Source organism: Fluviispira multicolorata (assembly GCF_009208585.1).
Classification (GTDB): domain Bacteria; phylum Bdellovibrionota_B; class Oligoflexia; order Silvanigrellales; family Silvanigrellaceae; genus Silvanigrella; species Silvanigrella multicolorata.
On record NZ_WFLN01000012.1, the window covers coordinates 53,213 to 75,091 of the forward strand.

Consider the following 21,879-nt stretch of genomic DNA (forward strand, 5'->3'; position numbering starts at 1 on the left):
ATTTTTTCCTATGCGCTCTTTTATAAAATGACCTGAACGGGTAACTTTATTTATTTTTCCGCCAACGGAATATTCATAAGTTATTTTGCCCCAAGAATGACTCTCGTCACCAATCCCTTGTGTACTTGCAAGACGTCCTTGAACATAGTAACTAAATAATGAATTTCCAGATAAAGCCGCATTTGAAATTATGTTTCCGCGCAGATCCGTTGAAGAAATAGTAATCCAGTTTTTAATAGCTTCCGCAAGGCTTAAACTAGATTATTGCTGACTTTAGAAGCATTAATGGAAGAAATGTTATCTGAAATAATAGGAATTGAGTTTGAAATCATGTCCCTAAAATCCAAATTTAAAATAAGCCAAAATAGAACGGATGAAGATAGAATCTCTATCATTCAAAACCTAAATGAGAAAAGTAATGATAATTATTTAATACATAATATTATGCAATAATTTTATGTGCTTGGGTGAGGGTATTATTAAAATTTGTCAATATTAAATACGAGCGAGGAGGTTGAGTTAAATTTTAAAATACAATTAATTATTATCAATAAGTTTTAAATTGAATCCAATTAATTTCATCTTTCTTATATTTTTTGCTATTTCTTCACTTACAATTACAATACTATCGCAACCCATTAAACGAAATAGATGGCTACCCTCAGGTATTTTTTTGAGGTCAATAACTAATTTTGAAAGTTCATATTTATTGCCATAAAAAGCTGGTAGCTTTCTTTTATCTTCAGGAGTAGGGGTAAAAACTGAAAGTTCTTCATTTAGACAATCAATGCATTTTAGAATATTCAAGATCTGATATTTTTGTGGACAATCTGAAATTCCTTTTCTAATAGGAATTAATTGAAAATGACTCTGATCAACTTTATTAAGAACTTGTTCAAAACTTTCATTAATAAATACTGCCCCCTCTCTCCCAAACATAAGATCACCAAATTTAGGTCCTAAATCAGGATTTGTAATACAATAAAGATTATAATTCTCCTGTCGATAAACACATTTTGTAAACGCCCAATGGGCATATGAAGCTAAAATATCCCCACTCTGAATTATATTGACCATATGGTATCCACGAACTTTGGGAATTATCTGATAATATTTCATTTATTTTCCTTTTTAGACAGTTGATACTTTATATTAAACATATTTGACCATTACTCTGTTAATTTATTTTTAAAGCATTTGCAATTTACTTAAAAATTATTATATGCAATTAATTCGATATAAAAGAATAAACTGATTCAAATTTTCTTACCCAACAGAAATCAATTCAAACCCCGTAATTTTTCTTTTTTTAAACTCTTCGACAAGAGCCTTAGTTACAACTGTTACAACTTCCCAACCTTTTATTCGAAAAAAGTGAACTCCTTCGGGGACTTTTTTGGGGTCTAAAATCATTTTTCCAAATCCTCTAAAATCACCTAAAATATCAGGTCTATTGTCTTCTTCTGTCCAAAGGTTAAAAACTGATTGCTCTCGGTCGACACAGTCAATCATATTCAGAGTATTTAGAATATAATAAGGCTTTTCCTCTGGCAGCACAGTGACCGGAAGCAATTGATAATTTGTTTCTCCAACTGCTTTTAAACAGTCGATAAAGCGCTCATTTATATAGGAAGCTTTTCCAATTCCAAAATTAAAATCGGCAAAATATTCCCCCCAGGATTTTTTATCGATCACAAGTGGGTTATTTATTTCTATTCTTTTTCCGCAGACAAACAATTGACCATCATAAGCAAGCCCAGTATCTATTTCAGGTGCCTCATAAAATAATAAAAATTTATTTTTTGCTTTTGGCCAAGTTAATTTAAACAAATTCATCTTATTTCTTCTCTACTTTTTTAACTGTACTAGATTTATTTTTGATATCTTTGCCATCTTTGCCATCTTTGCCATCTTTGCCATCTTTGCCATCTTTATTTAGATTATTGATTTATTTTTGCTAGTTGATTTGCCATTTACATCCACTCTTCGCACCATATTGTTTCAAAAAAATACAGCTTAATATTCTAATTGAATAGTCACGTAGAAAATATCCGTTAAATTTTCTGCGTGACTTTCACAGATTACAAAATACTTTACCCCACAGAAATCAATTCAAACCCCGTAATTTTTCTTTTTTTAAACTCTTCGACAAGAGCCTTTGTAACTATTGTTATGGATTTAAATCCTTTCAGCCTAAGAAAGTGCACCTCTGTAGGAATCATTTTAGGGTCTAGAATCATTTTATCAAGTCTATGAAAATCTCCTAGTTTATCAGGTCTATTGTCTTCTTCTGTCCAAAGGGTAAAGACTGATTGCTCTCGGTCAACACAGTCAATCATATTTAATGTATTTAGAATATAATAAGGCTTTTCCTCTGGCAGCACAGTGACTGGAAGCAATTGATAATTTGTTTCTCCGACCGCTTTTAAGCAGTCGATAAAGCGCTCATTTACATATGGAGCATCCCCTATTCCATGATGAAAATCTGCAAAATATTCTCCCCAGGATTTTTTATCGATCACAAGTGGATTTTTTATATCTATCTTTTTTCCACACTTAAATAGATAATCATCATAAGCAAGTCCAGTATCAATTTCAGTTGCCTCATAAAATAATAAAAATTTATTTTTTGCTTTTGGCCAAGTTAAATCATACAAATTCATCTTATTTCTTCTCTTCTTTTCTAACTGTACTAGATTTATTTTTTATATCTTTGCCATCTTTATTTACATTATTTGATTTATTTTTGCTGGTTGAATTGCCATTTACATCCACTCTTCGCACCATATTTTTAAAAAATATGTCGAATAATTCTCTAATTAAATAGTCAGATAGAAAATATACGTCAAATTTTCTGCATGATTATTTTAAATTAAAGAATACTTTACCCAACAGAAATCAATTCAAACCCAGTGATTTTTCTTTTTTTAAACTCTTCGACAAGAGCCTTGGTAACTATTGTAACAACTTCCCAACCTTTAATTCGAAAAAAGTGAACTCCATCGGGGACTTTTTTTGGATCTAAAATCATTTTTCCAAACCCTCTAAAATCACCTAAAATATCAGATCTATTGTCTTCTTCTGTCCAAAGGTTAAAAACTGAGTGCTCTCGGTCGACACAGTCAATCATATTCAGAGTATTGAGAATATAATATGGCTTTTCTTCTGGTAGCACAGTGACCGGAAGCAATTGATAATTTGTTTCTCCAACTGCTTTTAAGCAGTCGATAAAACGTTCATTTATATAGGGAACATTGCCTATTCCAAAATTAAGATCGGCAAAATTTTCTCCCCAGGATTTCTTATCAATCACAAGTGGATTTTTTAATTCTATTCTTTTGCCATAACTAAATAAATCACCACGATAACGGACTCCTGTATTTATTTCAGTTGCTTCATAAAATAATAAAAATTTATTTTTTGCTTTTGGCCAAGTTAAATCATACAAATTCATCTTATTTCTTCTCTTCTTTTTTAACTGTACTAGATTTATTTTTGATATCTTTGCCATCTTTATTTACATTATTTGATTTATTTTTGCTGGTTAAATTGCCATTTGAATCCACTCTTCGTAACATATTATTTCAAAAAAATATAGCTTAATATTCTTATTGAATAGTCAAGTAGAAAATATCTATTAAATTTTCTACGTGACTTTCACAGATTACAAAATACTTTACCCAACAGAAATCAATTCAAACCCAGTGATTTTTCTTTTTTTAAACTCTTCGACAAGAGCCTTAGTTACAACTGTTACAACTTCCCAACCTTTTATTCGAAAAAAGTGAACTCCTTCGGGGACTTTTTTGGGGTCTAAAATCATTTTTCCAAATCCTCTAAAATCACCTAAAATATCAGGTCTATTGTCTTCTTCTGTCCAAAGGGTAAAGACTGATTGCTCTCGGTCGACACAGTCAATCATATTCAGAGTATTTAGAATATAATAAGACTTTTCCTCTGGCAGCACAGTGACCGGAAGCAATTGATAATTTGTTTCTCCGACCGCTTTTAAGCAGTCAATAAATCGTTCATTTACATATGGAGCATCCCTTATTCCAAAATGAAAATCGGCAAAATTTTCTCCCCAGGATTTTTTATCGATAATTAAAGAATTATTAATCTCAATTGGTTCTCCATGTTTAAATAGATCGTCTCGATATGCCAGTCCTGTTTCTAATTCAGTTGCTTTGTAAAATAATAAAAATTTATATTTATTTTTTGGCCAGGTTAATTTAAACAAATTCATCTTATTTCTTCTCTTCTTTTTTAACTGTACTAGATTTATTTTTGATATCTTTGCCATCTTTATTTACATTATTTGATTTATTTTTGCTGGTTGAATTGCCATTTGCATCCACTCTTCGCACCATATTGTTTAATTCTGACCCCCTCGTAGCTATTTCCTTTTTAAGATTTGTCAGTTCAGAACGAAAAGACTGTTTAGACTCATCTCCTGTTTTTCCATCCACAGCTTTAATTAAGCGTTCATAGACTGTAGTGTGATATTCTTCACTGTGTCTTGACTTGTGCCCAGGCACACTCACCTTGTTCAAATCATCTTGCATTGACATTTTTACATCTTCAAACAATTCTTCAAATTTTGGAGTCCAAGGTCCACCATTGCTTTTAGAGACATAGTTTTTATCCGTACAAATATGATGAATTTGTGCTTTTTCATCTTTAGACGCTTCAACAGAGTCATAAACTTCTGTTTTGGGACTGGAACTTTGTACACTGTCTTGGGCAAAAAAGTCTTGAGTCACTTCATAAGCCACTGAAATACCGTTGCGAATTGCATCTGCTTCATCACAATTTATCGGAGCAAGTTCAGCAGCAATACAAAGCCCCTGATAAGTCCGTTGTTCAAAAGTCAGATCAGTATTGACTACATCAGCTACCCGCTCAGACACCGACTCATAAAACTCTTGTGCTGCGAGTGCAGCATCACCTGTTTGTATGGTATCCTTAATAACCTTCTTATAACTTTCTCCTGATGGATCATTCAACAAAACTGGATTGTTCATTGAATATTGAAATAAATTGGCCTCTGCAGGACTGCTAAACATGCGTTCTAAACTCTGCCCTAAATAAAGGTCAGGTGACATCCAGACCCCGCGGGCTGGATCGTAAGCTCGAGCACCCATGTAGTGCAGACCTGTGCTTGCCGAAAACTTTCCAGTGGCAAAAACCGTTGAACCACGCATTCCTTGCGCTGCATTTCCATTCGAAGAACCTACGACCTCGTAAGATTTAAGTTCCCAATTGTCTCGCATGTTACTTTGTGCATTTTGATAGAGAGCAATATCTGCGCGTTTATTATTGGTTTTGAATTCATTTAAAACTGAGTTGGATAATAAGGGAATTCCACGCGCGAGACCAAACGGTTCACTGGCATTGCGTTCTACTATTTTGTGAGTGGATATATCTATGACTTGTGAAACTGAGCCAACATGATCTTTAACTACAAGTTCTTTACGTGTCTGCATCTCTGCTGACTTTAAGGTTTCAGGACTTGTTGCATTTAAAGTTGGGTAACGGGTTATCAATCTTAAGCTTGCGAAGGAACCTAAATCAATACTCAGGTGAATTTCGTCTCGTTCGAAAGTTATTCCATCGGTTAAATTCACATTGCGTGGAAGCTTAGTTAAAGTAACTTCTGTGGTTTTATCCTTTTTGTTTTCAAGGAAATCAACTCCATCAAATTCTGCAAGCTGGCCACCACCAGCATCACTCATGCGGTAATTGAGCAATTCATTGGTTTCAAGATTATGTGAGTCTTTTTTCAGGACCGCACCAAAAACTCCTGCAAGCTGACCGCGCCCATTCCAAATGTATTTGTGCATTGGAATTTCTTCTTGATTTTTCCAAGAAGACGCTGCTCTATTTAAAGTATCACTATTTAAAACCGCAAGGGTTGGAGCAACGCCATATTTTCTAAAACCAATGCTGTCGCTTGCAAACTTTTGCAATGCTGTTTCTTTATTGTCTGATGACAGAACCGACTGTAAAAGACCTATTTGTCCTGCTGTGCTATATGAATAAGTGTCTACTAAAGAATTAGCATTTTTTCCTATGCGCTCTTTTATAAAATGACCTGAACGGGTAACTTTATTTATTTTTCCGCCAACGGAATATTCATAAGTTATTTTGCCCCAAGAATGACTCTCGTCATCAATCCCTTGTGTACTTGCAAGACGTCCTTGAACATCGTAACTAAATAATGAATTTCCAGATAAAGCCGCATTTGAAATTATGTTTCCGCGCAGATCCGTTGAAGAAATAGGAAATAAATCTTTGTCATAATCCCAGCGATTGTGAAACAAAGCATTTGTTGTATCAGTTGATGCATCACAAAGTTTATTGGGTGTATTGTCTTTTTTTCCAACCCAATAAGCTAAGGGAACTTCTTTGCGCTTGTGCCAACATGCTTGCAATTCTAAATTATTTTCTAAATTAATTTTCTTAACATAACCCTGTCCATCTAAGTAAACAGATTGCAAAGGCACTGATTGCTCTTTACCATTTTGAAGAAAACTGAGTCTTGTCAGCTGTGATGTCCCTGCTTCGTATTTAGCAGCATAACCCGTAAAATAATTGTCTTTAAGTTCTGTTAATTTATCGCGGGAAAAGCCTCCACGTGAACGCAGTTGTACTAAATTACCAGAAAGATCTCTTATTCTTTCGACTTGATAAACACCGACACTTTTTTTATTTTCTAAGTCCGAAGAATTATTTTTTTGTAATCCTAAGAACAATTCTAAGTCTTCAGAGACAACTCCGCCTTCTTGATCATAAGATAAAAGTCTCTTGCTTAAACTTCCACCCAATTCACTTAATGAATGAATAGAAATTGATATTGGCATACCAACATCTTGCACTCGATTATTTGCTTCGAATGATCCGAATTGATATTGAATTGTTTCTTTAGCATGCGTACCATTTTCTCGATTAAAACGAGTGTGCTCTTCTTTTTCTAATTTTCCTTTTGCATTATATGCATAAGATTTATATAAAACTGAAGAGTTTAAAAGATTACAACTTTCAGAATCTGTTCCAACTGGACAAAGTGCTGACTGAATAAGACGACCGTAGTTATCATAAAAGTAACGGGATATACCCAAAGCATTGTTTGTCTGTGCTTCGACTTGACCGCTTGCAGAAAAGGTTTGCATAGCAAACAAGCCGTCATTATTGGATATCTGCGAGAGTCTCCCCAATGCATCGTAGTTGATATTTGTGACTAAAGTGTCTTGCGTGATATTGCCATTGCTATCAAGGCCAATGTGCTTTGCTGCCACTTGCCCCAGTTGATTGAAAATTCTACGTGATCTTCTGCCTTCAGGCGAAATTGCTTCTTCAAAATCCACGCCTTGAATATATTTTTGTACCGATTCTTCAGCAAATTCTACACTTGCAATATTGCCATCGGAATAAAATTTAAAAATACTTTTTACTTGAAATGAATTTATATTAGGTAATTTGTTATTTTGAATATTCTCAAACGAAATTTCGCTGTTTAAATATTCTGTGTGTATTTTTCCACGGGAATTTATTTTTGCTTTATTGGTTACTGAATATCTATTTTCACCTATTTTTGCCGCTAAAAATAAAGCTTCATCACCACCCGATAACCAAATTTTGGAAGTCAAAGAAAGTTCTTCATTTGCTTGGTTGCGCCGATATATGCTCACATGCCCAGGAATAATTTCAACATCGGTAAACTTCCCTAGAACACTTTCATTATATGAATCTGCATTTGGAATAATTGGTAATTGTGTATCAAAATTATTCCAACTTTTAACTGCTTCTTCAAGACTTAAAGCAGAAGCAATTTTTAACGATGGAAATGAATATTCATAACGCTCGATTTCAACGAGTTCAGTACTCGTATTTTGATGTCCAAAAGCAGTCTTCAGCCAATTTAAAAATGTATTCCAAAGACTTTGCTCAGTATGGATTATATTAATCGGGTTATTACCAGCAATATTTTTACTTGTGCTTAATATTCTGCTAAAAGAATCATAACTAAACTTAGAGATATTACCTTTATTGCTGTAAATTTTATGAATGCGCCCAAAATCGTCGTATTCAGCATTTATTTTTATTTTATCGTGATCTAGTATAGATTTTAGATTTGCATTTTCTGTATCCCATTCAAAAAATGAATATTCACCAGTCGCTTTTACGAGCGAAATAAATCGCCCGAAAGAATCATATTGAGCAGAAGTGTGCAAAACCAATTCATTGTTTTGGTTCGAGGACCATTCTTCGAGCGGCAAACCTGTGAAGTTATCATAGACAACTTTTTGCGTTAACTGTTTTACACTTCCAAGTGCAGAAGACGTTTGCGTCAGTTCAATATTATCACAAAATATTTTTGGATTTTCTAAATGACTTGATGGGCAAAAATAATTATAAGTTGTAACCTGATCATCTCCAGTTAAAATAGGAGAATTGCTTTTTACGCTCGTGACAACACGACCCTGTTCGTCATATATATTCGTTACTTTTCCATATAGACTCTGATAATTTAGATATTTATCTCCATTGACAAATGACTCCGTGACCTCTCGATAGATCTGCGCAGGCTCATTCACTCCATTTATGAGTGCACCTAAACCTGAAAAATCATTTGCTGTTAATGAGCGTATGGAAATTTGACTGCGCTCTGTTTTATAATTTTCTTGGGTATTTATTCTACCTGTAGCAAAAGATTGAGCGTTATAAGCCGCTCCTGTCCGCTTATAATAACTCAAACCACTGAGATCGGCACACCACTGCGTTTTATCTTGCAAGATATTTTTATCAAAGCATTCCAATGGTGCACCTTTAAAAAAGGCTGTTTTTTCTGAACTCAATCGGTGATCTTCAATAGAAGCATAAATTTCCGATTCAGAAATTCGATAACCCGATAAAAGACGCTGCTCCGATAAAGTACCAGCTTGAGTTGCATCGCCCACGTCCTGCTTACGTACGAGAGAAAAACCAAGGAATTTATTTAAACCACGATCGTATTGAGGAATGCGGTATGAATAGCGTGATATTCGCATAGGGTTAAAGTGATCGGAAATTCCTACTTGTTTTAAGACAGGAATAATGACAGGCATATGTGGAAATTTATTTTCAATTTCCCGAACTTCCGTATCGCCTTCTGCTTCCCTTGCTTCTCTATTTTCCAAGACCGATGAAGAATAGTTGAAACTTAAAAAGCGTCCATCTGACGTAACGACAGAGTGCAATAAATTTGGAAAAGATCGGTTCGCTAGTTCTATAATATTATTTTCATATCCAGCCGATGCAATGATCTGTTGTTTGCCCGTGCCCGTTAAATTTGCCACCGCCATTTGTTGCGTATTCATTTTGGGGGCATTTTCAATATAAGACTCTGTTAAGGGTTGACCTAGACCATTATTGATTAAAAAATACTTTCTATCGTAATAGAGACTTGGCAAACCAGTCCCAGTAAAATCGCCAATCACGATTTCGCTTGGTTTTATTCCTGCAAGGGAAGGAATAATACCAAGCTCAATTTTTTCAAAAAATTTCCCTTTTCTTTCACCTTTGGCAAGTCTGCCATTATTTAAATAGAGTGTTACCTTTGCCCCGTTGAATTCTAAAAGATCAGGCAATCCATCTCCATTCCAATCCACAATTTGAATATTAGAAATGTCAGCATATCTTAAGTCTAAATCGGTTGGAATTCTGACTTGCTCACCTTCAATAAAATAAACGTCTAAACTTTTTTTATATTCTCCAAGACCTTTATTTAAAAAAATGTGAATTCCTGTTCGCCCTGTGCAGAAAAAATCTCCTTTGCCATTTCCCGAAAAATCAGCAAGCTTCCATTTCCTAGCATCGGGATTACACATAGTCATAAATTCATAATCATATTTATCAAAACGAGCAGCTCGTTCAAAACTTATATTCCCATCTGCATCTATTTTTCGATCATTAATCATAATATAAGGCGTGATTTCACCTTGCCCTGAGGAGATGAAAATATCTGTAAGACCATTGCCTGTGAAATCAAAGAAACTCATATTTGCTAATTTTTTATAATTAGGATCTCCTAAATGTTTATCAAAACTAATAAATTGTCTCTTTGTTTTTGCAAAGTTTGTTTCTTTGTCTGGTAAAAATACTTGGGACGGATCATGAGAATAAAGCCAAACGCCAGCAGAACCTGCTGGTACGAGTGCTTGAGAAGTACCAATACCAAGTATATCTGCAAATTTTGTATATTCAGCTACAGGAGTTTGTAAGTAAAAATCTTTAGCTTGATTTATTGATTTAAATGATTCTGCAAGTGAAGAGTTAACACCACGATAACTAAACAAAGTTTTTGGTAGGAGATCATTTTCTGTCTCTCCAGTTTCTTGTACAGATAACAATCTTGGAAAAGAGTTAAATTCGTTGTCTTCATAGCGAAATAAATAACTTCTGAGCTGTTTATTTTTCTTTAGAACTCGAATTTTTTGCACCCGTCCTGCAATCAACTGTGCAAGTCCACGCACAAAATGTGGATTTTTAAATCGATTCTCTTCGTAATTAACTTGCACTAACAAATCGTCTGCGACAATTGTACTCAGAAGAGGCTTTGAAACAAAAAGAAAATCTTCTGAGAATTTAAAAGATTTTGAAGAAGCTGTGGGTTTTATATAGGAATAATATATTTTCTGCTGACCTTGAAAGGATGATTTGGCACTTAAATACCATTCCAAAGCCTGTCCATCTGCATTGACAACCTGTCCCTCTATAGAGGATCCAAACGAATAGATTTCACCATTTGCTTTATAATAAACAAAACCTCTTTCTCCACAGCGAAGAATATCTCTAGCGGAATTTAAATGACTCGCCCATGTACCATTTCCAAGAGCAATCATTCTTGAACCATTTAAATAAAGATTGTCTGCATTTGAAGATGCACAACTGCTGCTTGAGATAAATTGTGTGTTCCCTTTTTTTAAATCTAGAGCAAGTTTTGGTAAATTGAATTTCCAAAAGGATCCTGCTTCACTTAAAGCATCCTTAGAAGAATAGTAAACACTTAAATCTATACTCATTTGACGCAATGCAGGTGTCTGAATGGGAATTGAATAGGAAATATCGCCATTTTCAAACGCTGTCCAATCCAAACTACGTGCTCCAAATTTTCCAGGAGCTTCAGGTCTTGATAGAATGGGAGCTGATAAGGACTCTGCATACAATTCATTCGATGTTAACAAAAGACTCGATAACGCAAAGAAATACATTAAATTATTTTTTTTCACTTTATCCTCTTTTAAAAATGAAACTAAGATAAGACCCCGTTCACAAACGAGGTCTTATTTAATCAATTTGAAATTAAAAAATTTAACTCAATGCCAACGGTTTTAATTTTTTGATTGCTCTTCCTCTTCTGGTTCACTTTTTGATCTAAATAATAGGGTGAATAGACAAATGTGTATTTACCAAGAAGTGGAAGCCCTGCAAATGAACTCGAAATGGAAGATTTTGCATTTGCACATGAAGCTGAATAAATGTCATCTGAACTGATACACCCTGATATTTGATGGGTGAGTTGTTTGAGATTTGAAAGTTGATTTTTACTGTTTGATAAATATCCTGTTAAAGGTTTCCAATAAATATCATTTTTTATAGGAGTACTATTTGCATCCTTTGATAAAAGTTGAACCCATTGCAATGATGTAATTCTATTATCTGAATAATTAATGTTCGCAGGCAATTCTGAATATATAGTTTTAACCTTTGTACACATAGAATTTTGTGCGTGCAATGGGTCAAATAAATAGGGAAAGTTTTTGCCATAAATAGCATATTGCTCTTTTTCATTATCTAATACTGAAATAAAATTATTATATTGCCCACTGCTATAATTGCTAAAGTTTTCTCCGCATTGATCAGGAATAAGAGAATTTTTATCGAGCCCATCGCGCATTAAATAGGCTATATTATCTTTAGTCAAAAACGGATTAGAATAATATTCGTTTGTTCTTGGGTACTCTTGAATAATATTTACAGTCATATCAATAAGGCGTGAATTATAATATTCATTATTAAATTCTTCCAATATAAAATTCTTTAGGGAGAGTAACTTTTCGTCAAAATTCAAATTGGAAAAACCTTTTGTATTAAGAGTATGCAGAAACTGATTGTCGAACAACTGTTCAGTATCATCAGCGATTAATTGTAGACTATCCCGATATTCACTTGAATAAAGTTGTAAACTTAGAATTTTCTGTTGACTATATAAACTTTCATTTTTAAATAAAAGGTTATCATGCAATATATTCAAATCTTTCAAACAATTCTGAGCATCATAGAAAGATGCCAAATAGGAGCAATTTTGTTTCGCTCGTGACATCAATTTTAAATGATGCAAATAATCTTTGTCCAATAAATTTCTTGAGTTTGCAGGCATATTTAAAATTTTATTTGCCGATAGATTTAAATAATCTTTAGCAAGAGCTCCTACATCATAAATAAGTGGAATATCATTTAAAAAACTTTTCAGATTTGGACTCAGTGAGGTAATAAGTGCAAGGCTATTGCCATGACTCTCATATCTAGCATATGCACGTGCGATCGATGATTGTAAATTTTCCGAACGCATTTGAACAATTGCAAGATTTTCTTGTGAGGTTTTTTCCGATGTTTTTGCTGTTTGCAATTGAGCTCTATTATTTTTCTGCTTATTTAGGACAATTTCAAGTTCGGTAAACCTATTATTTTCTATTTTTTCTTTATAGAAGTTTTCAAAATAATCACTGGAACTAAAGTTCTTAACTGAACTTAATATCAAGTTTCTCAAATCCTCACTTATTCCAAGATTATTTTCTTGATTTTGTATTTGAGTTTGAATATTTTGAATTTGATTATTTAATTCTATTTTTTTCTCATTAACCGTGCTATCAAGTTCAATTTGACTCTGCCCAATTGAATATTTAATCTGGAGTGCTTGTAATTCAGCCTGTTTTATTGAAAATTGTGCATCTAAAATTGACGCAAACTTCGGTCTCTGGCTATTTTCAGAATTTTCTATAATAGCCGAGCAAAACTTTTGTGGATCAGTGAGTAACTTTCTATTTCCATCATTCACACCTAAATAATTTTGAATATATACCTTTTCTGTATTAAATGCTGCGATAGAATTAACAAAATTTACATAGTTTTTTATTTCTGTTGCAGGTCCTGGTGAGCTCGATCCTGTTGTATTTGGTCGTGTAGAATTATAGTTTGAATAATCCTTTAAAAGATCATCAATAACCTTTGTTATTTCTTCGGAGTTTGGAATATATTTTATAACATTTCTACAACTTCTTTGAGTAGGCGGCCCTCTGTCTCGTGCAGAGTTATCAGGATTAGTACATTCTTGAGTCGTATATTGAGTTTTTCCGTCGATAGGTTTCGAATTTAATTTATCTAACTCTACATTTCCCAAGCGGGATCTTGCTTCATAAATCACTGCTAATTTACATGCGGGCAAACTGTCCTTTGGCAATTTTTCTAAAGCATTTACTATATCACGATTGATTTCTTTAGGATCCGTTGAAGTGCTGAAATTTTTCCTTATATCAGATAAATCACACCCATTTTTTCCTATAAAAAAAGTTACTGAGTTTAAATGGTTGACAAATTTTCCGCAGTCATTTTTCCATTCATTCTTAGCTGTTTCATACTTTTCTGTGCTTAAGTTTAAAATTTTTCCTTGCAGACCAGAAGAACAATTTTCAAAATTATCATTGCCACACAACTCTGTCATATATTTTTTAATCGAAACTTCTTTTTGCGAACTGTAATTATCTAAATTTTTCTTTAAACTATTTATGTTATTCAATGTACTTAGATATGATATATAGTTTCTAAGCTGATTCTTCTGTTGGATTTTAACTTGCTCAATTTCGTCTCTTGTTCCATCCAGTAAAATTTGTGCAGCTTCACGTTGATTTCTATTGAACTCAAGCTCAGTACTCGCTTTTGTTTCAAGCTTTTTGTTTAATTCAAATTCATTTTTTAACTCTTCAATATTATCAAACAACTCTTGCTTTTTATTTTCAAAATCATGCGTCTGTAAAAGATTTATTTGTGAAATTTTATCTTTTAACCCTTCAAATTCACTCTGCAAAAACTTTAATCTCACTTGTAAGCGCAAAGGATTGAGTGTTGCTGGATTGACGAAATTATACGAATGCCCTTTTAAGTTTAAAAAACTATTGGAAAGCTCAGGTTCTGATTTTATATATGCATCACACTGTGCTTCATTCCAAAACATATTAGCTAAAAGATCCGCAGGAGATTTTTCTATAGCTACTTTGCTTGCGCTGGAACAAACCAAACGTTTCAAATCAATTTTAATTGCTTTTTCTTTAATGGTTGCAAGTTCTGAGCACATTGAATTAAAATGGGTTGGAACATCGTTGCTTGTATTATTTTTGCTGCAATTATTTCCACTCAAAGCTGCTGTTGCAAATTGCCCCGCCTTGAGTAAATCGGTTGCAATAATTAGCTTTAAAGGAAGCTTATTATTTTCATCTAAGTTTTTAATATTAAATTGAGAGTTTAATTGTTTGAGGTCATCCTGCAAACTTTCATTAGGTAAAGTAACGGGCATATTTAATTCTTTTGCTGAAGTCACTCCATTCCAACGATAAATAGCACGCTCATAAAAGCCAATAGCAGATAGAGCTTCGGCTAAAGCGCCGAGCTGGTATTCAAGCTTTTCTTCACTGATATTTTCTTTAAAACCAAATAAAAATTGTTTGTTAGCTTTTTCATCGAGCGAATAAATTCGTGGAATTTTATCTGCAAAAATACGTTCTTTTTCAACCAACTGCTGTGCAATAGCAGCAGATCGAATAAGGCCATTTAATTTAGCAAAACGACTTTTATTAAAATTGTCTTGTTCGTTCCAATTTTCACTCTCAGCAGGATCGTCTGAGCTATGTGAAGTTAAGAGAGATTCTTGATTAAAAGGAGCTAAAGGAACTCTTTGCAAAGTATTCATAAGCATAGCATTGGCCAGATACAACTCAGGATAATAGCATGCATATATATTAGCATTTAGTGGTTTCTCAGATTGAGTGAGTTTGCTTATTTTATCAAGTATACTCACCAAAGGTATTGCTTTATTACCAACATGACTGAGAAGATCTTTATTGTTATATTCTTTAAATATTTCTTTGATTTCATTTTTAAATTCTAAGTTATCTATTGAGCAATTTTTCATTCTTTGCTCCATATCTGCAGAAGATACATGAGAGCTGGTACCATCATGAAATGTAGAGTTTGCAGCATTTAAACTTATTGCAATGATACGTTTTTCGTTTGCGCTATCCATATTTAAATATTCAGTCTGTTTTTTTGCACAAGAATATAATAAACAGGTTGAAAATGACAATGCTATAATTCTTTTATACTTCTTTTTCTCAAACATATTTTTAAGTCCTATAAAATAATTTTTTTTATTTTTAAATCTTTAGCGAGATTTTCCCCAGCAAGAAAGTGTGTTGTCTAAAGTCGAAATTCCGCATGCTTGTTTTTCACCTAAACTCAACGATTTAAATGTTTTTTCAGCTTGCACTCGTGTGAGACTCGAGAATTTTTCACTTATTCTTAAAGGATCAATAATTCCATTTTGATTTTTACCTAAGCAATAGGCTTCCTGTCTGTTATTTAACATACAAGTTGTACTTCCATTTGCTACTAATTGAGTAATATTTTGTGTATTTTTTAATTCTACCGGTTTGTTTATTTTATCACTACTGTATGCAATTTGCTCTTCACTATTATCGCCCCAACAGATGACTTTATTATCTGCTGCTAGCACTGTTTTTTTAATCCCACAGAAATGCTCTTTGCCACCAACGATGCTGAGTAGATTAAGATTTTCAATTTTTTGCGGAGAATTTTTCTTGATTAAATAAGGCTGACCAATTCCCAATTCTCCTTTAGCATTGCTGCCAAAGCAATAGACTTCATGTTCAAAAGAAAGAGCGCATGTTGCATTTTCACTCAAGGCAAGATCAATAAAATGAACGTTATTCAAACTGACTTGAGTAAACTCACTTGCATTCAATGAACTTGTGAATGTTCCGTTGCCTAATTGTCCATTACTATTATTACCAGCACAAAATAGAGCTCCATCTTCTTTACGAATGGCGCAAGAATGACTATTGTTAACTACAATTTTTTTCATCGGTAAAGTTAACGATGCGATGAGTTGCGGATATGCGCGATGAGTTACATAAGAACTATCTGGATTAGACCAGCAATAACTGTTTAGTGGACTTTCATTACTCACTGCACAAGTGTGATCAATTCCCACGCTCACTTGGGTAAATGCTTGCGAACTAACCCATGGCGTTACAAGCGAAGCACTCCAAGGATTTGCTAATATATCGGATAAATTGTTTTCAAAACTTGAACACAATGCATGGGTGTTAAATGAACTTATTCCACAAATATAATTTTTCCCAACACTGACACTTGAATATGTGTTTTTCTGAATAAAGCCAAAACATTGGAGGTCTTTATTTTTTGTCACACTACAGGTTGCTCTTGAATTTCCAGCCAATGAAATAACTCGAGAATTCATAAGTTTTTTTGGCTTAAAATGCGCATAATAATTCTGCCCATCCCTGTATTTTATTTCTAATGAACCGTCTTTAGGATCTCCTCCTAATTGGCCAAAAGTGTTGTCACCAAAACAATATGGAATTTCATCCGTAGTGATTGTGCAGGAGGAGTGATTGCTTAAGCTAAGAGATTTGAAATTTAATTTTGCAAAATCTGGATTTTCATTTTGTAGAATAGGAGTTGGTGTTGCAATATAAGGGGTAAATATTGGATTGTATGAAAGTTGCCCAAAGCTATTATTCCCCCAGCATTCTACTTTTTTGTCCAAATTGATTGCGCAAACATGTGTATTACCAGCTGCAAGCTCAGTATATCTTTTGTTGTTTACTTGTGCTAGAACCGTCGATTTAGCACCTACATTTAATTGTCCTGTTTGACCAAAGGAATTATTGCCTGCGCAATAAATATGCCCACTTTTTTCTTCATTATTGTTTGTTGAAGCTTCATTTGTGAGAGCACAAAAAAATCCATCACCAGAGGCAACGGATAAAATAGTTTTTCCTGCTATTTCTATTAGTTGAAGATTAGATTGTTCTGGATGATTGCTCTCATTATTTTTTGATAAATGAATATTTGGAAGCTGACCATGTGAAGAATCTCCCCAGCCCCAAAGATGATCATCACTGTCAATGGCATAAGAGTTTTCACTTGAGACATTGACAGTTTTAAAGATTTTATCTGAGAATATTTTTTTTGGAATATTCTCCATACTGGGATTTTCGTTACTTAAAGGACTGTACTTTTTTTGTCCCCAGCAATAAATAAAAGAATCCGCAGCATTTATTCCACAACTGTGATTATTTCCTAAGCTTATGCTTGAAAATTTTCCTAATATTACTGATTTATTGGGAGGGAGTCGAGTGAAGTCGGAATAAAGATCAAAACAAGTAATATTTTGTGAATCTTCAGATAAGGTACAAAAAGAATTATTGTTACTGTAAATACTTGAATACAGACCGGTTCGATTCCAAATCACACTCCTTTTTTTTCGAGAATTACTTTCATTGTTAGCAAACGAGACCCCATACGCAAATAGCAAACATGAATATAAAAGATATATCAACTTTCTTTTCAAACCACTCTCCCTTTGCAAAAATAAATGGCATATTTGTATTAATACTAAACCTGAGTTAAACGATGCGATTGTATTTAGTTCAAAATACTTGTCAATAAAAAAAAATAAAATAATGATTTGACATTTTTTTTTGTAGATTTTATAAGAAATTGTTCTATTTTATACAAAATTTTATTTTTCCACTCTGCAAGGATATTTTGAATGAATTTAAAAAGTGTTTTATTTCTTTCCGTATTCTCTTTCTCATCAATTGCCTTTGCACAAAATGACAATGTAGCAATTGAACTTATTTTAAAATTAGAAGACAGAATTCAGAGGCTAGAACAAGACAATATCAGTCGCAACCAACCACTCCTTCCTATAGGTACAGTTCTTGCCTATGCAGGAGAAAATATTCCAGACGGTTATCTTCCATGCGATGGGAGAGAACTCGTAAGATCTCAATATCCACAATTATATAATGTCATTGGTGACAATCACGGCAACGGCAATGGCTCAACAACCTTTCACATTCCTGACTACCGTGGTTTATTCTTAAGAGGTGTGGGTGCCAATGAAAATATTGCTCCCGAATCGGCTCTTCGCCTTGCTATGAAACCTGGCGGAAATGTTGGTGCAAAAGTGGGTTCCATTCAAACTGATTCTGAACGCTTGCACTCTCACTCTGCTGGAGAGCTGAAAAATTCGGCTAGTGAATTGAATATTTCAGGGAATGCGAATCCTATTAAAAGTAAAATTAGCGGGAGAACAAACGATGATGGTGGACATAGTAATTGGCAATCACATATTGAAAGTAGATCTCTTAAACTTCGTGGTGGTGATAATTTTTGGTACGAAAAATGGGCTATTTTCGATAATGAAGTGAAACCTCACAGCCACTCTTTCACAATTGATCTCCCAACATATAATCTAAACTTCTTCCAAAAAATAGCCTTACCCCAAATCATTTCGGGACGCACAGCGGAAGCGGGTGGCAAAGAATCACGTCCGAAAAATGCGAATGTGAACTATATTATTAAATATCGCTAAGTATTTTCAGCAATTTTTTCCTAAACATACTAAGAAAAATATTTTATTTTAACCCAACATATTATTACAAAGATAGAAATTATTTATCCCAATTCCAAGGCAGGAGATGAGTGTAAAAACTTTACTAGCTCAGGAAAAACAAAATTTAAATGTAAGCGGTGTTAAGAAGGAGCCGTATGCCTTAATTGGGCACGTACGGTCTAATGGGGTTGAACAGCGGCAACGCCGTGCTTCTACCTACTCAAGTAAGAGCTGTTTAAGTATCTAAGTATACTAGGGAAATTCTTACTTTTTCAGCTTAGCTGGCTTTTTTCTTTGTAAAATAGGCGTCATATAAGCTCTAAACTGATCAGGAGTCATTCCTGCTCTTTCTCTTTCAAAAGCTTTCTTTTGCAAAGGCTTTAAAGATTCATAAAACTCAGAAACTAAAATAATAAAATCATTATCAGATAAAGTTACTTTAGTTGATGTTAATTTCTTTTTAAGAAGGACCTTTGTTTCTGTTTTTTCAACTCTATTTGAAATATTATTATCAAATAAAGTTTGCGGAATAATTTTTTTAACTACTTTTTTTAACGGAATATCAATAATTTCAACTTGCGGCTTTTCAATTTTTGGTACTTTAACAGTCTTTGTAACTTTAGTTATTTTTAATGCTCTTTCAATGCGAGCTTGTTTTAACTGATCAGCAGGTGGCTCTGGAAATAAAGTAGAATTAATTGCTGATTTTTGAAGAGTTTTTCTTTTTTTTATAAGAGTAACATCTGTTTTAAATGCAATTGTTTGAGGAGCCGTGAACATTAGTTTTTCACCTAATGCCTGCTCTAAATCCTGAGCTTCTTTAGCCTGCTCAGAAAGGTGCCAACAATAGACAATTGAACCTAATGAATTATTTGTTTCAGAAGACTGTTCGCATATTTTTTGTTTTAATTCAGAAAGTTTAACGTTAGGAGCAGCAATACTCCAGCCTAAAATTCCATGGTCATAGAGAGCGGGAACATTTAAAAGTATTTCTTTATGAAAAGAACAAATATTCTTACTATCGATATGGATAGAATTCCAATTAGATTGCTCATCAATTAAATTTTGTTTAGAAAATTCAAGAAAAAGATAATTTAATATTTTTTTAACACTTGCTTTTCGCCCCATAGATTGAATAACTACAGGATTAATACTGACAAAGGCCGGTCTTGAATATGAATTATCAATCGAAATTTCTTGCGGTGAATAAAAATCTCGAAAAGTTTGTGATAAACTAAGAGTTAACCAAATACCATCAACATCATTTTCAATTTGAGCATGTCGAATAAATCCAAGACTTCCAGCTTTTGATAAAGCTAATGACTTTGATTTTTTTGACGCTTTTATTTCAAAAAGTTTTAGAGGTGTAGACCAAATAGTTTCAAGTTGTTTACAAGCTTCATAAACATCCTTTTGAGTTCCAACTAAATATTTATTAATTTGAAAACGCAGATTACTTTCTTCATTTTGTAATGTAAAAATACGTGATAAAGCTTCGTGCCATATTGCAAACATAAGCGTAATATTTTTAGCATTTACATTTGCTGGCGCTGCAATAATTCGCCCTGCTCTTTTAGAAACCAAAGAGTCAAACCAAGCTTCTTTAGCGCCCAGACTTAAAAGTATTCCTTCAACCCACCACATGGGCGCAAGTAATCTTTTTTTAAGCGCATAAATACGAGAGTCAGAAATAAGACTTGTCGTTTCTTCTTTTACACATAGAGTTTGTTCTTCGCCAAACTGAGATGCCCGCATTTGTTGAGAAGATTTATTGCGTTTCAAATGCGAGACTCCCGACTCTACTTGAATTGCTTTTCTGAATTCTGGATTGAGGCGAGAGGCATGAACCGCAACATTATGTTTTTGCAGATCAAATGACATAGTTTATATTTTATTCCTGAATTGATAAAGCCGTTTATTTACGAGCCTGAATATAATTAGGTAACATAGATTTGAGTAAAGAAGCAATAGCCTTGATCGATTGATCGAATTCTACCTCAATCCTCATGCCTTTCTTATAGTATTTCAAGATCGTATTATGATAAGTATGAGGTATAATCATAATTTCAGCTATCATTTCACCTAAATTATTTTCAGAAAGTTGAACAACTGTTAAGCTGATACCTCCAATGGCAATGCTCCCCTTTTCTATGATAAATCTAGAAAATTTATTTTGTATTTTTAAAGTTAATTTAAAAAAACCTTTAATAGTTTCGTGAAAATCTAAAATTTCGCATAGAGAATCAATATGCCCTGTGACATGATGTCCCCCTAAAGAATCGCCTACTTTTAATGCAGGTTCTAAATTAACAAAACTATCAACATGTAAATTTAAGAAATTTGTAAGTTGAAATGTCTCGGGGCCAACTTCTACTGAAAATATATTATATTTTAATTCGGATTTAGAAGAAACAACAGTAAGGCAGCAGCCATTGCAAGCTATACTCGCTCCAAGCTCTAAATGTTTTAAATTTAATTGAGTTGCAAAGGTTATTTTTAAAGTAGATTCATTACGGCATATTGATAAAATAGTTCCAATATCTTGAATAATTCCTGTAAACATAGAGAGACTCTCCAATTTGAGGTCCATAAAAGCGCTCCTATGACTCCATTAACTCACTATCCTTATGAAGATCTAAAGAAAAATCTGTTCTATTTTGTGCCTTTTCAGTTAACTGTTTGAGCTCCAAAACAAAATCTTCAGGACTTGAAAATGCTCTATACACAGAAGCAAAACGAACATATGCTACAGGATCGAGTCTTAAAAGCGCTTCTAAAACAAGCTCTCCTATTTTTTGAGATGTGACTTCATGTTCATCTGAAGAGTGACATGCGCACTCAACCCAATCCGAAATAGCATCTAAGCTCTTAGAACTTACTGAACGCTTTTGGCAAGCAATACTCATACTTTTTAATAGTTTTTCTCTATTAAAAAGCTCACGAGTGCCATCTCGTTTGATAATATAAAGAGGCTGTTCTTCTGAACGCTCAAAAGTTGTGAAACGGTATCCACATTTTATACATTCTCTACGCCTACGAACCGTTCTACCATCCCTACTTTCTCTACTTTCAAGCACTTTACTTTCCGGATTTTGACATTGACGACACTTCATACTTTT

The 21,879-nt window shown here is 33.6% G+C and carries 14 protein-coding genes; 2 read left to right on the top strand and 12 right to left on the bottom strand.

Going from position 1 to position 21,879, the window contains the following annotated elements:
- The first annotated feature begins 285 nt into the window (after positions 1-285).
- The gene (locus tag GCL57_RS14845; RefSeq protein ID WP_161597785.1) at positions 286-453 is read left to right on the top strand and encodes a hypothetical protein; all 168 of its coding nucleotides are present in this window, start codon (positions 286-288) and stop codon (positions 451-453) included.
- Between the two features lie 84 nt (positions 454-537).
- On the opposite strand, the gene GCL57_RS14570 is transcribed toward GCL57_RS14845, so the two are convergent.
- The 9 genes from GCL57_RS14570 to GCL57_RS14605 form a co-directional block, all read right to left on the bottom strand.
- The gene (locus GCL57_RS14570) at positions 538-1,119 is read right to left on the bottom strand and encodes an imm11 family protein (RefSeq protein ID WP_152214088.1); all 582 of its coding nucleotides are present in this window, start codon (positions 1,117-1,119) and stop codon (positions 538-540) included.
- Positions 1,120-1,266: 147 nt separating this feature from the next.
- Positions 1,267-1,836, bottom strand: a complete 570-nt coding sequence (locus tag GCL57_RS14575) for an imm11 family protein (protein WP_152214089.1) — start codon at positions 1,834-1,836, stop codon at positions 1,267-1,269.
- A 257-nt stretch (positions 1,837-2,093) separates the two neighbouring features.
- Positions 2,094-2,663: an imm11 family protein gene (locus tag GCL57_RS14580; RefSeq protein WP_152214090.1), complete on the bottom strand. Its 570-nt coding sequence runs from the start codon at positions 2,661-2,663 to the stop codon at positions 2,094-2,096.
- Between the two features lie 221 nt (positions 2,664-2,884).
- Positions 2,885-3,454 (bottom strand): imm11 family protein, encoded by a 570-nt coding sequence (locus GCL57_RS14585; RefSeq protein WP_152214091.1) that lies wholly within the window; start codon positions 3,452-3,454, stop codon positions 2,885-2,887.
- Between the two features lies 1 nt (position 3,455).
- Positions 3,456-3,578 carry a hypothetical protein gene (locus tag GCL57_RS15100; RefSeq protein WP_281349679.1) on the bottom strand — a complete coding sequence of 41 codons (123 nt, stop codon included), beginning with the start codon at positions 3,576-3,578 and terminating at the stop codon, positions 3,456-3,458.
- Between the two features lie 98 nt (positions 3,579-3,676).
- Positions 3,677-4,246, bottom strand: coding sequence for an imm11 family protein (locus GCL57_RS14590; RefSeq protein ID WP_152214092.1), 570 nt, complete (start codon positions 4,244-4,246; stop codon positions 3,677-3,679).
- A 1-nt stretch (position 4,247) separates the two neighbouring features.
- Complete coding sequence (locus GCL57_RS14595) at positions 4,248-11,270, bottom strand: FG-GAP-like repeat-containing protein (protein ID WP_152214093.1); 7,023 nt, start codon at positions 11,268-11,270, stop codon at positions 4,248-4,250.
- Positions 11,271-11,332: 62 nt separating this feature from the next.
- The gene (locus GCL57_RS14600) at positions 11,333-15,433 is read right to left on the bottom strand and encodes a hypothetical protein (protein WP_152214094.1); all 4,101 of its coding nucleotides are present in this window, start codon (positions 15,431-15,433) and stop codon (positions 11,333-11,335) included.
- A 42-nt stretch (positions 15,434-15,475) separates the two neighbouring features.
- Positions 15,476-17,611 carry an RCC1 domain-containing protein gene (locus GCL57_RS14605; protein ID WP_152214095.1) on the bottom strand — a complete coding sequence of 712 codons (2,136 nt, stop codon included), beginning with the start codon at positions 17,609-17,611 and terminating at the stop codon, positions 15,476-15,478.
- A 300-nt stretch (positions 17,612-17,911) separates the two neighbouring features.
- On the opposite strand from GCL57_RS14605, the gene GCL57_RS14610 reads away from it, so the two are divergent.
- Positions 17,912-18,739: a phage tail protein gene (locus GCL57_RS14610; protein WP_152214096.1), complete on the top strand. Its 828-nt coding sequence runs from the start codon at positions 17,912-17,914 to the stop codon at positions 18,737-18,739.
- Between the two features lie 285 nt (positions 18,740-19,024).
- On the opposite strand, the gene GCL57_RS14615 is transcribed toward GCL57_RS14610, so the two are convergent.
- From GCL57_RS14615 to nrdR, 3 genes are read right to left on the bottom strand one after another with little or no spacing between them, the layout of a single operon-like run.
- Positions 19,025-20,641 (bottom strand): hypothetical protein, encoded by a 1,617-nt coding sequence (locus tag GCL57_RS14615; protein WP_152214097.1) that lies wholly within the window; start codon positions 20,639-20,641, stop codon positions 19,025-19,027.
- A 34-nt stretch (positions 20,642-20,675) separates the two neighbouring features.
- A complete protein-coding gene (locus GCL57_RS14620; RefSeq protein WP_152214098.1) occupies positions 20,676-21,350 on the bottom strand; it encodes a riboflavin synthase in 675 nt (224 codons plus the stop codon).
- 10 nt (positions 21,351-21,360) lie between these two features.
- Positions 21,361-21,873: a transcriptional regulator NrdR gene (gene nrdR, locus GCL57_RS14625; protein ID WP_152214099.1), complete on the bottom strand. Its 513-nt coding sequence runs from the start codon at positions 21,871-21,873 to the stop codon at positions 21,361-21,363.
- Between the last annotated feature and the right edge of the window lie 6 nt (positions 21,874-21,879).